This is a genomic window from Flavobacterium olei, assembly GCF_039749035.1.
Taxonomy (GTDB): Bacteria; Bacteroidota; Bacteroidia; order Flavobacteriales; family Flavobacteriaceae; genus Flavobacterium; species Flavobacterium olei.
This window is the reverse complement of the sequence record NZ_JBDKWC010000004.1, coordinates 448,009-460,981: the sequence shown is the minus strand read 5'-3', so window position 1 is coordinate 460,981 and position 12,973 is coordinate 448,009. Positions and strand designations below refer to the sequence as shown.

Genomic DNA, 12,973 nt, shown 5'->3' with positions numbered 1-12,973 from the left:
TCTTTTTGAGTTTGCAATTAAATTAAAAACAAATATAATTTTTCTTTGACAAAATTCTCTTTCAGAAAAAAACTTTCTCTCCCTCAATCATAAAATTTTCACAAATGCAATATCGGGAAATTGGTATATCGGGAAAAGTCGATATATTTGCAGCATGGAAACGATCGAAATATTTAAAGCATTATCGAATAAATCCAGACTGCAGATGCTGGAATGGCTTAAAGAACCCGAAATAAACTTTCCGGACCAGTTACAGCATGCCGGATTTGAGCACGGAGTTTGTGTGGGACAAATTCAGGCAAAAGCGGGTTTAACGCAGTCTACAGTATCCGAATACCTGTCCATTTTGCAGCGCGCGGGATTTATAGAATCGAAACGCGTTGGTCAGTGGACTTACTATAAACGCAACGAAGGTGCCTTTGAAGCACTCAGTAACTTAATTCAATCTAATTTGTAAAATTACTATGAGTACAAACAACCTGTTTTCTCCATTTAACTTAAAAACGTTAAATTTAAAAAACCGAATCGTAATGGCGCCAATGACGCGCTCATTTTCTCCAAACGGAGTTCCAACAGACGAAGTAGCCGCTTACTACCAAAAAAGAGCGGAGGGCGAAGTTGGATTAATATTATCTGAAGGAACTGTTATTGACAGACCTTCCTCATCTAACGATGCTAACGTACCACATTTTTATGGTGATTTAGCTTTAGAAGGATGGAAAAAAGTGATCAACGAAGTTCATGCTGCAGGCGGAAAAATGGGACCGCAGATCTGGCACATGGGAATTATGGACAACCATCATTCGGGATGGGTGCCGCCAGTTCCTTTTGAAGGTCCGTCGGGATTAAACCGACCTGATTTTAGAAATGGTGTTGCCATGACCGAAAAAGATATCGAAGAAACTATTCTTGCTTTTGGTAAAGCTGCCGCTGATGCGAAAAGATTAGGTTTTGATACAATTGAAATTCACGGTGCACACGGGTACTTAATCGACCAGTTCTTTAATCCTGAAACGAATCTTCGTGAAGATATTTACGGCGGAAAAACATTACCGGAACGCAACCGTTTTGCTATTGAAGTGATAAAAGAAATCAGAAAACAAGTGGGGAATGATTTTGCTGTTATCATGCGTTTCTCTCAGTTTAAACCTTCTGATTACAATTATAAACTGGCTAAAAACCCAACTGAATTAGAAGCCTGGCTTACACCGCTTGTAGATGCCGGCGTAGATATTATACACGCTTCTCAAAGACGTTTCTGGGAACCGGAATTTGAAGATTCTGATTTAAACTTTGCCGGATGGGCTAAAAAAGTTACAGGCGTTCCAACAATTACGGTTGGTTCTGTTGGACTTTCGGGAGATTTCTTTGGTGCTTTTGCAGGAGAAAGTTCACAACCAACTTCATTAGAAGAATTAAACAGACGTTTCGACAGAGGTGACTTTGATTTGGTCGCTGTTGGAAGACCGCTTTTATCAGATCCTAACTGGGTCGCTAAAATTAAAGCCGGAAAAACCGATGAGCTTAAAGGTTTCAGCAAAGAAGCTTTAGGACAGCTGGTTTTAGAATAAATATTTAAAAAGGTTCAAAGTGACAAAGCCTCAAGGGAAATAAGTTTTTCCTTTGAGGCTTTTTGATTTTTATTTAGAAAGGTTAAGGTTCAGGACTTTCGTGACCTTTCTTTCTTTGTCCCTATCCCTGTTTGTTCCTCTCTTTAAGAAACTCTTTTCTGAAATTTACTTTGCAGCCAGTTTCTAACCGGTTCGTCATACAACTTCAGGCAGACAAAAGCCATTACAATACTGGCAATCAAAACTCCGATTCCTTCTATATAGCCGTTTTCCATTGTTACTTTATTGTCGACAACCCATGCTGTAAACCAATAAATTAATGGATAATGAGTAATATAAATTGGATAAGAAATATCCCCCAGAAATTTGCATATTTTTAATGAAAACTCATTTTTAAGCTCTCCTCCTGCTCCAATTGCAACAATAATGGGAAAGATTAAAATAATACAGAAAGATTCATACAAACCGTTGATCCAAAGACTGTTTTCATTTCCGAATCTTGGTAAAGCCAAAACAATTGTTATCAGGATACTGCAGATCCAGAATGCATTTTTTACATGGATTAATTTGCCTAAACGGCATAATAAAACGCCGGCAAAGAATGGATATAACAAGCGCGTAAAGCCAACATTCATTTGCTCCAAATTGAGCGACCACCCGCCGATTACGTCTCCTTTTGGTCCGAAAACGGTATAATTAATTAACAGTCCGGCGAATATCAGTACGAAAACTGACAGTACTTTATTCGAAAATTTACGGAAAATAAGGGCGTACAGGATGTTTGCAATATATTCGAAAAACAGTGACCACGCCGGACCATTTAAAGGATGCATTTCTCCCCAGCCTCTGATTTCCAGAGAGGGCGGAATCGGCAATAAGGTAAAACCAACTACCATTGTTAAGATAACTTTCCACACCTCCATTCCTCCAATCATAGGAAAGAGAATGTCGGATGCCTGAAAATAGTAAAATATGGCACCAATGATCATTCCTAAAATAACCATGGGCTGTAAGCGGATTAAACGGCGTTTGTAAAATTCCCATTGGCTCATTTTTACCCAACGATCGTCATACGCGTAAGCGACAACAAATCCCGATAAGAGAAAAAAGAAATCAACTGCAAGATATCCGTGATTTATAATCTGAACAAAACGGTTTCCACCGGCAAAGGCTTCAAAAATATGAAAAGCAACTACCAGAATTGCCGCAACACCACGCAATCCATCTAAGATTTCGTAATGTTTTTTAGGTTTAATATCTGTAGAAATGGAACTCATAAAATGGTTAATTATAATGGTTATTTAATTAATAATTGACAATTATCATTGGTGATTCTTTAGCCATTCTGCCCTTCTCTGATCTGGTAAATGTTTTACAGAGAAATTTTCGAATTTAGCTTCAAAACCTTTTCCGTCGGGAGAGGCAGCCATCAAACCAACCTGTACCGGTGTATTATCCTGCAAAGGCGCATTTCTTGTCATGATGTAATTTTTATCATCGAAAGAATAAAAAACTTCAATTGCATCTAATCTTCTAACGGCTTTAATCCATACAAAGGGAGGTGCTTTTTCCAGCGTTGTTACACTCCAGTCACTTTTATCATGTGTTACGACTGTACTGATATTAAATTTTCCGTCTACAAATTCAACTCCGGTTTTGATGTAATTTTTCTCATCGACACGAATCATTAATCCCATCTGGTCAAAACGTGCAATATAATTTCCTGTGATTTTAACTTTTGCTTCAAACTCGCCGCCGTAATTAGCGTAGTAAAAAGGAGCATCATCGACTGTAAATCCGTAATGAGAAATCCTCCAGTAATCACTGTTTGCGGTAACATTCATAATTAAGGCATTGTTTTTAATTTCCCACTTTTCAGGTTCATTAAACCACTGCATTTTATTCAGACTTTGTGCAGAAAGATTCTGTATCGAAAACAAAATTCCTGCAAAAAATAATATACTTTTCATATACTTTTTACATTTTACTATTAATAGGTTATTTAAATTTTAAAAATAAAGCTGCAACATTTTACTATTGCAGCTCTACCAACCAACCAAAGTTTAGAAATAAACTATTTAAGTGTGAAATTCACTTTAGATTTTATATCTGTAGAAGAAGCTCCAATAATAGCTTCAAAATCACCAGGTTCTGCAACCCAGTCGTGTTTTTTATCATCAAAGAAACTTAAAGCCGTTTTATCGATTGTAATACTTACCGTTTTTTCTTCTCCCGCTTTCAGCGAAACTTTTTCAAAACCTTTTAGTTCTTTGATCGGACGAACCAATGAAGATTTAACATCTGTAATATACAATTGCACTACTTCTGATCCTTCTCTGCTTCCGGTATTTTTTACATTAACCGAAAATGTAATTTTGTCTCCCGCATTCATTTGTTTTTTGTCTGCAGTTACTTTTCCGTATGCAAAAGTAGTGTAGCTTAATCCGTGACCGAAAGCAAATAAAGGTTTTACTTTTTGCTTGTCTGCCCAGCGGTATCCAACAAAAATACCTTCGTTGTACTTCACTTCGTCTCCCCCGGGAAATTCTCCTAAAGCGTGAGCTCCGTTATCAGCCAGTTTTACCGGGAAGGTAAAAGATAATTTTCCTGACGGATTTACGTCTCCAACCAAAACATTAGCCAGTGCGTTACCCGCTTCTGTTCCCAGAAACCATCCTTGAACAATACCTGGAACTTCCTTATTCCATGGCATTGCCACAGCATTTCCTGAAATATTTACAAAAACAATGTTTTTATTAACCTTCGCCAGTTCGCTGATCAATTTATCCTGACCATAAGGCAATCCTAATTCTTTACGATCGTGTCCTTCATCATCCTGATTTGGACTTTTATTTAATCCTCCGATAAAAAGAACAATATCTGCATCTTTGGCAACTTTTAACGCTTCTGCAGTTAATTCTGCCTGAGTGCGTTTTTCTTCTAAACTTACTTTAGCAATTACACCATTATAATTACTTGTAGGATCTCCTACATAACCTCTTGCGTAAGCGATCTCTGCCTTATTTCCAATTTTTTTCTTTAAACCTTCTAACGGCGTAATTTCATATCTTGCTTTAAGCGAAGAACTTCCGCCTCCAACAGTCATCATTTTAATAGCATTTTCACCAATTACTGCAATCTTTTTGGTTTTAGAAAGATTGATTGGCAGGATGTTATTATTGTTCTGCAACAATACGATACCTTCTTCTGCAATTTTACGGCCTGCAACGGCATGTTCTTCTGTTCCAAAAGATCCAAAAGGACGATTTTTATCCATAGTAGTCAGGAACGATAAACGCAGGATACGACGTACTTTTTCGTCCAGTTCTTTGGTTCCTATTTCACCTTTTCTGATCATTTCAGAATAAGGTTTTGCTAAATAATAATTATCATAAGCATTACTGGTTCCCCATGAAAGTCCGTTTGTCCAGGAACCAAATTCCATATCCAGACCATTGTGTATTGCCTGTTTAGTGTCATTTACTCCACCCCAGTCAGAAACTACAACCCCTTTGAAACCCCATTCTCCGCGAAGAATATCGTTTAACAAATATTCGTTGTGGCAGCATTGCTGTCCTTTATATTTATTATATGAACCCATAATTGCCCAAACTTCACCTTCCTGTACCGCCGCTTTAAAAGCCGGAAGATAAATTTCGTATAATGCACGGTCATCTACAACAACATTTACCGAATTACGATTGGTTTCCTGATTGTTTAAAGCGAAGTGTTTTACACAGGCCGCAACTCCGTTTGACTGAACACCTTTAATATAAGGAACCACCATTTTTGAAGCCAAAAAAGGATCCTCGCCCATATATTCGAAATTACGGCCGTTTAGCGGACTTCTGTATATATTAACTCCGGGTCCTAATAATACATTTTTGTTACGATAACGTGCTTCTTCCCCAATAGATTTACCATATAAAGAAGCCAATTCTTTGTTCCAGGTTGCAGAAAGTGCCGTTAACGCAGGAAAAGCAATACAGGAGTCGTTTGTCCATCCCGCCTGATCCCATTCGTCCCATTTTACTTCTGTACGAATACCATGTGGTCCGTCTGTCATCCAGTTTTCCGGAATTCCAAGACGCTGCACACCTGGCGAACTAAATTTAGACTGTGCGTGAATCATCGCGATTTTCTCTGCAGTTGTCATCCGCGAAAGCGCATCTTCTACTCTCTCGCTAATCGGTTTTTTGTCGTCCAGATAGACCGGAACTTTGCTTTGAGCATTTATTCCCAAAGAACTTAGTAAAAGTAAAACAACAATTGTTTTTACGTTTTTTAACATAACAGTATTTATTAAAGCATTAGGTTATTATAAAGTGATTCTTTTGTAAAAGAACTTTTATGATATTGTAAAACTAAAACGTTATCGTACAACTTAGATTTTTAGACTAAAAAAAGTAGTAAATTAAAAAATTAATTACCTGATAAACAAACTATTAAGCAAAATAAAACAGCAAAAAAAGTAGTGATTTTAAAATAAATATTTACAGTTTCAAAGACAATATACCTATTTTTGAGACCATTTCTTCGAAATCATTTCGGGAAACTGCAGCCTTATTTCGGGCACGGGTTCTGTAGTTGTAAATCGTACTTAAAGAATAACGAAGAAATGCTGCTATTTTAACACTGTCTGTAATTCCCAGTCTGATGAGTGCAAAAATGCGAAGTTCTGTATTTAATAGTTCGTTTTGTTTAAGGACAATTTGTTCCTCGGGAATTAATAAGGCATTGAAATCCTTAACGAATGTGGGATATAAATTGAGAAAAATGATATCAAAGTTTTTATACAACTCTTCCAATTCATTGTCGACTAAAGTGGTGGACTTTAATATTTTATAAATTTCGTCAAACTGCTTTGCTGTGGCTTTCTTATTTAAAATGATGCGGTAGTTTTCCAGCTTATTAATATAAGTAGAACACAGATTAAAAAAATGCGCTATGTATTCTTCTTTAACTAAATTAGACTCAGACAATTGCAGATTACTCTCCTGTAACTGACCATTGGTTTCTGTAATATCTTTGTTTAATTCAGCCAATTTCTGACTGGTTTCATATAATTCTGTTCGAATTCTGGAAACCTTTTTCATTTGTTTATACACGTAAATAATGGCAATCAATAAAAACAGGGAAAGTAAACTTATACAAAGAAGATAAATTTGTAAATCGCTTTTTCTCTGGGCTTCACGCTCGAGATAAACCGTATTTATAATCGAATAAACCTCTGACATTAATAATGTTCTAAATTGCACATTGCAATACAGAGCATCTTCAATTGCGGACTGCGTTAATTTATAGGCCATGTCTACATCGCCGATCTCATAAAAAACCAAGGCCAGTTCCTGCAACGATGCATTGTCCTTATTCGCATTTTTAAGATCTGATGTGGCCGAAAGTGCATAATATTTTTTACGCAATTCTAACTGATGTGTTGCCTCTGCAATTTTGCCCAGCAAATAGGTAATCATGGCATATTGCGGACTTTCTTCTTTTGTTTTATTCAGCAAATCAAGCAATTGCTTTCTTGGTTTATCGAATTTTCTGTTGAAAATATCCTGCTGAATTCTGTTTATCTGAAATTCCAGCGTATTGGGATTCAAAACGCCTAATAACGAATCCCTGTATTTTCCGATTTGTTTCCTGTATTCCGGACTGTAACTATTTGCAGCATAATGCTCAAAAAATTCGCGATTCGCAATATAGTAAGCGGGAATTAAGGAAACTGCTAAATTTTTTTTATTGATGCTTTTCAGAATAGCTTCAGACTCCCGATATTTTCCAGATGAAGAATAAAGTGTCACCAATTGCAATTGTGCGAGGTTATAAAGCTCTTTATTCTGAAGTTCATCCGCAATTTTGAGATTCTTTTTTACGTATTGAATGGCCGAATCTGAGTTTAGTTTCTGATATTCAATATAGAGTGTTTTGTTATAATTATACTCCTGCTCTTTAGTCAGGTTTTCAGATTTTATCTTCTTGAAATTTAAAATACGCTCTTCCTTAATTTTTACATAATGCTGTTTATTTTTTAAAGCATCATTTAATTCTTTTATAATAACATCAGTACTTTCGACAGCAAAAACCGGAAAGCTAATAATAAAAAGGAACAGAAATAAGCGATAATTTTTCAATGGATTTAATATAAGGATTTACAAATATAACAAAGTGAAAAATATAAAAACCGAAATATTTACAAAGGGTCAGGATGTGCTAATTTTGGGGTGATTTTAGTTTTTATATATAATAAATAAAATCACAACAGAACTTTGTTATACATAAAAATGATTTCAGGATGTTGCTTTTATTCAGAGAAACATCTTGAAATCATTTAAGATTGAGTGTGAATTTAAAGATTAGCGGCGATTGGCGCAGCTAAACAGCTTTCTGGAATATCAAAGGCATTTACCAGAGCAACGGCATCCGGACGAATATCCCAACAAAGCTGATTTACAATTTTGCGCACTGCTTTTGTTTTAACTGCTTCCATGTAACCGTCTTCCAGATACCAGCCTTTATTTTTTTCTATTTGCGAAAGTGCATAGAGCTGATTTAATTTGGTTAGAATTGCTTTCGAATTCTCGTCTTCTATCTTGTTGACGGCAATTTGAAATTGTTCCAGCACAATTCTTTCTAAATACGCCTGCGCCACATCTATCATTTGATGCTGAACAACATTAAAAGCATCATAAGGTTCCAATCCTCCGTCAATTAATTTCTTGATACGTCTTGCTGCCGAAGCCAGAATTGTTTTTTCTCTATGAACAAATGCCTGTAAATGAAATTCGGGATCTAATAAATGCTCGTCATCGGTTCGGCGCGTTGCAATTGGATTTTTCTCTGCAATTACTGTTTTAGCATTTTCATAAACATAATTTATAATGCCCAGCGAACCCATTTCTCCGAACGATTTTCTGAATTCTGCCAGACGATTTTTGGCAACCAACTGCATTAAAACGGTATTATCGCCCTCAAAAGTGGTATAGATTTCTGTATCATTTTTTAAGGCATCTATTCGGTTTTCAGATAAATATCCTTTTCCACCGCACGCTTCCCTGCATTCCTGCAAAATATCTCTGGTACTCCAGGTCGAGTACGATTTCATTCCCGCGGCCAAAGCTTCAATTTCCTGCATTTCTGTTTCTGTCCTGTTTAGGAAACGGTTCGTCAGATATTGAAGTGCGAAATGAACAGCGTACGTTTTGGCCAAATGAGGCAAAAGTCTGCGTTGATGCATTCTGTAATTTAAAATTGGTACTTCAGATCCGCCTTCCGGACCAAATTGTTTTCTTTGATCGCTGTAGCGAATGGCAATTGTTAAACCTGATTTCGCAGCAGCCAGAGCCGAGCGAGGAATTCCGATCCTGCCGCCAACCAAAGTTCCCAACATTGTAAAAAAACGTCTGTTATCACTAGGAATCGGACTTTCGAATTCGCCTTTTTCATTTACAGAAGCAAAACGATCCAGCATATTATCTTTCGGAATAACCACATTGTCGAAACTAATCGTGCCATTATCTACACCGTTTAAACCCATTTTATGTCCGCAGTCTCCGATAGTTACGCCAGCTGCCACATTTCCGTGAGAATCGCGCAATGGAACTATAAAGGCATTTACACCATAATCGTGACCGTCTATAATCAATTTGGCAAAAACTGTAGCCGCCTGTCCATGAACCGCTGCGTTTCCTATATATTCTTTCTGAGCGTATTTGTTGGGTGTGTGAATCGTAAACGTTTTCTCTGTGTGATTGTAAGTCGCGGTAGTTTCCAGACCTTTTACGTTAGATCCGTGATGTGTTTCGGTCATGGCAAAACAACCCGGAAGCTGCAGCGAACCGATATCTTTTAAATATTTTGCATAATGTTTTTCTGTTCCCAGAGACTGAACGCTCATTCCCCAAAGTCCAAACTGGACTCCGAATTTTATTACCAGACTTAAATCATGATAACTCAGTGTTTCCATGATCGCAAAATAATCGGCAATATTTTCACCTCCGCCATAACGTTTTGGATAGGCCATATTTCCCAGATTTTCATCTGCCAGAATTTTGCACCATCTGTAAACAGTCTCCCTGAAAACATGGATATCTGTAGAAGTTTCATACGCAAATTCGGGTCTTGAAATAACCGATTTTACTTTCGCAATTATTGCAGCCTCTTTTCCGTCCAGAATTTTTGTTATATTCTGAATATCAAAACTGGCATTGGTTTGGGAATCTGCTGTATAGGTACCTGCTTTTGTTTTAAAATTCTGAAGAGCTTCTTCGCCTAAAATACCTAAATCATTTTCGAGTTTTATGAAATCAGATTCAATTGGCGTTAAATCCAAATCTCCTGCAGAAAGTGCTTTTGCAATATCAAAAATCGATTTGATGGACGATGTATCCTGTATACTTTTCTCGATATCAGATTTCCATTGTGTAAGTTCATTTCGCGAAGGCGGATTTGAAATATCAGCTTTTGAAATGAGATATTCTTTGTCGTCTGGAGATAAAACGGTCAAGGAATTTATAAACTCCTTTAAAGTTGCAAATTCTTTTGGGGTTAATAAATCATCTGACCAGACTAAATAAAATAATGGAGTAAAAGCTTGAAGTTTAGAACTTTTCATATAAACGGGATTCGGTTTGTAATAGTTTTTTCGCCACGAATTTCACGAATAACATCAATTTTTATTCTGATAATTTAATCGTGAATTAGTGGCAACCTTTTTCACTTTTTTGCATAAAAAAGCAGGAATGAAAAATAATCATTCCTGCTTACATATCCTGTTAAGGTTCTTATAATTTTCGATTTTAAACCAATAAAAAATATGAAAACTACGAGTTAAGAATCTTTGGATATGGAAGTCATTTTTTGCTTTATTGCAAAAATATGATGTGAATTAAAAACTAACACCGCAATAAAAATAATGGCGTATGCCGTAATTTGCAAAGGGCTGATATGTTCTTTAAAAACAAAGGCCGCCAATCCAAAAGCAATCATCGGATTTATATTCAGCAACATCCCCACGGTTGACGAATTGATTCCCGAAAGCGCGTACAGGTTTAAGAAAAGCGGCACTATTGTAAATAAGACCGCAATGGTTTCGATACAAAAATAAAACTTCAATTCTGTGGGAACCGGTCCTGCATAAACCGGAAAAAAAGGAAGCAAAACCAAAGCGGCTAATGTGATATGAAATGTAAGCACAACAAATTTATCAAAGCCTTTATTGGCGCGCTGACTTACTAAATAAGAAGCGTATGTCAGACCAATAATAATACTAAATACCATGTCCATTATAGCGCTGTAAGACAGGAGTAAACATCCGGAAATACTTAATCCGACAGCAATCCACTGGATTCTGGAAAGCTTTTCGTGAAGTATAAAATAAGCAAGCAAAGTGGTTAAAATCGGGCAAACCAAATACGCCAGTGAAGTGGCTTTTACACTAATATGATTCATTACATAAATAAAAGTAAACCAGTTGGCCATCAGGAAAGCGCTTCCGCCGATATTCAGCAAAATTGATTTTCTCTGTTCTGATTTTGGTAAAGCTTTAAAAATCGCGATCGTTTCTTTTATTTTTTGTCTTTTGAACAAAAGAGCAATTAAAACCATTAAAACAGCGCAGCTAAAAACACGATAAAACAGAATATCTAATGACGGATAATCGTGTATTGGTCTCAAAACCAAACTAAAAAGTCCCCAAATACTAAAGGCGGAAATGGCTGTTATGTAATATTTTGTTGTTTTCACAAAATCGATTTTTGAATTTATTTCTTTGATGCAGCAAATTTCTAAAAAATAAAACAGCAATACAGATACAGTTTTTGTAAATTGCAGCATAACAGTTTCATTTTATGAAAAATTCCAGCTATTTATATTTACAGTTCGCCGACCGAATCGAAAAACAAATTAAATCGGGCGTTTTGAATGTGGGTGACAAATTGCCTTCAATACGTGAAGTCTGTGCCGAAACGGGTTACAGTATGAGTACGGTTAGTAAGGCGTATTACGAAATTGAAAGCCGTTCGCTAATCGAGGCGCGTCCACAATCGGGTTATTATGTTAGTAATATTTCGGCAAGGATAATTGCAGAACCTTCTTCCAGTAAACCTGTTTTGAGTCTGGAAAATATCGAACGGGAAGATTTAATCGATCTTGTGTATGGCGATATGCGGGCCAAAGATGTTACCATGCTTTCACTTGGTTTTCCTTCTAATGAATTGCTTCCGATTGCAAAACTAAACAAAGGAATGGTTCAGGCAATGCGCCAGCTGCCCAACAGCGGTACGAGTTATGAAGAAATTCAGGGTAATAGTAATTTACGAAAAGAAATTGCGCGATGGTCTTTTTCATGGGGCGGTTCACTTACTGAAGATGATATTATTACAACTCCCGGTTGCATATCTGCTATTTCTGATTGTTTACTGACTTTGACAAAACCCGGAGATACCATAATTACCGAAAGTCCTGTGTATTTTGGTATTTTGCAATTGGCCAGATCTTTAGGTTTATACGTGATGGAACTTCCTACCAATATGACAACGGGAATAGAACTGGAAGCCGTTAAAAAAACGCTTTCATCCAATAAAATAAAAGCCTGTGTTTTGATGAGTAATTTTAGTAATCCGTCGGGAAGCAGCATGCCAGTGGAGCATAAAAAGGAAATTGTTCGTTTAATGGACTTTTATAATATTCCCTTAATTGAAGACGATATTCACGGTGATTTGTATTTTGGCTCCAGCCGGCCTACCAATTGCAAAACGTATGACGAAAGCGGAATTGTACTTTGCTGCAGCTCTGTTTCTAAAACACTGGCGCCCGGTTACCGCGTGGGTTGGGTGTCGCCGGGGAAATTTAAAAAGGAAATTCTGAGAACAAAATTATACCATACAATATCCTCTCCTACTATTACTCATGAAGTGGTTGGCGATTTTCTAAAAAACGGACGTTATGAAAATCATCTTAGAAAAATTCGTCAGATTTTGAATCGAAACTGCATCAACTACATCAATACCGTTTTAGAATCTTTTCCCGCGGGAACAAAGGTGAGTCAGCCTCAGGGTGGATTTTTCCTATGGGTCGAATTGGATAAGAAAATCGATACAGCCGCTTTGTATCATTTAGCGATGCAGCATACTATTAGTATTGCGCCTGGAAGGATTTTTTCGTTCCAGAATCAATTTTCAAATTGTATGCGATTGAGTTTTGGATTACCATGGTCTAATGAGCTTCGTGCTGCAATTCAGACTTTGGGTCAATTGGCACATAAACAGCTAACAAGCTAATATTGTCATTTATTTAAATAGACAACATAGTTTAGCTTAGCTAAGAAACCTTCACTTTAGAACAAAAAAACCGGACAGCGCAACTACTCACTGTCCGGTCAACAATTAACATAACCTAAT

9 protein-coding genes are annotated in these 12,973 nt (G+C 36.8%); 3 read left to right on the top strand and 6 right to left on the bottom strand.

What is annotated here, in order from left to right:
- The first annotated feature begins 154 nt into the window (after positions 1-154).
- Complete coding sequence (locus ABEB31_RS12895; RefSeq protein ID WP_347052031.1) at positions 155-457, top strand: ArsR/SmtB family transcription factor; 303 nt, start codon at positions 155-157, stop codon at positions 455-457.
- Between the two features lie 7 nt (positions 458-464).
- Complete coding sequence (locus tag ABEB31_RS12890; protein WP_347052030.1) at positions 465-1,571, top strand: NADH:flavin oxidoreductase; 1,107 nt, start codon at positions 465-467, stop codon at positions 1,569-1,571.
- A 143-nt stretch (positions 1,572-1,714) separates the two neighbouring features.
- Here ABEB31_RS12890 and ABEB31_RS12885 read toward each other — a convergent pair whose 3' ends face one another.
- The 6 genes from ABEB31_RS12885 to ABEB31_RS12860 all read right to left on the bottom strand — a co-directional run bounded on the left by ABEB31_RS12885 (position 1,715) and on the right by ABEB31_RS12860 (position 11,318).
- On the bottom strand, positions 1,715-2,848 hold the full coding sequence (locus ABEB31_RS12885; RefSeq protein ID WP_347052029.1) for an acyltransferase family protein: 1,134 nt from the start codon (positions 2,846-2,848) through the stop codon (positions 1,715-1,717).
- 45 nt (positions 2,849-2,893) lie between these two features.
- Positions 2,894-3,541, bottom strand: coding sequence for a DUF1349 domain-containing protein (locus ABEB31_RS12880; protein ID WP_347052028.1), 648 nt, complete (start codon positions 3,539-3,541; stop codon positions 2,894-2,896).
- A gap of 104 nt (positions 3,542-3,645) precedes the next feature.
- Complete coding sequence (locus tag ABEB31_RS12875) at positions 3,646-5,862, bottom strand: glycoside hydrolase family 3 C-terminal domain-containing protein (RefSeq protein WP_347052027.1); 2,217 nt, start codon at positions 5,860-5,862, stop codon at positions 3,646-3,648.
- A 202-nt stretch (positions 5,863-6,064) separates the two neighbouring features.
- On the bottom strand, positions 6,065-7,708 hold the full coding sequence (susR, locus tag ABEB31_RS12870) for a SusR family glycan utilization regulator (RefSeq protein ID WP_347052026.1): 1,644 nt from the start codon (positions 7,706-7,708) through the stop codon (positions 6,065-6,067).
- A gap of 215 nt (positions 7,709-7,923) precedes the next feature.
- Entirely contained in the window at positions 7,924-10,188 is a 2,265-nt protein-coding gene (locus ABEB31_RS12865; protein WP_347052025.1) for an acyl-CoA dehydrogenase family protein, read from the bottom strand.
- A gap of 215 nt (positions 10,189-10,403) precedes the next feature.
- Entirely contained in the window at positions 10,404-11,318 is a 915-nt protein-coding gene (locus ABEB31_RS12860; RefSeq protein WP_347052024.1) for an EamA family transporter, read from the bottom strand.
- A gap of 104 nt (positions 11,319-11,422) precedes the next feature.
- Between ABEB31_RS12860 and ABEB31_RS12855 the strand changes: the two genes are divergently transcribed.
- Complete coding sequence (locus tag ABEB31_RS12855) at positions 11,423-12,853, top strand: aminotransferase-like domain-containing protein (protein WP_347052023.1); 1,431 nt, start codon at positions 11,423-11,425, stop codon at positions 12,851-12,853.
- The last annotated feature ends 120 nt before the right edge of the window (positions 12,854-12,973 follow it).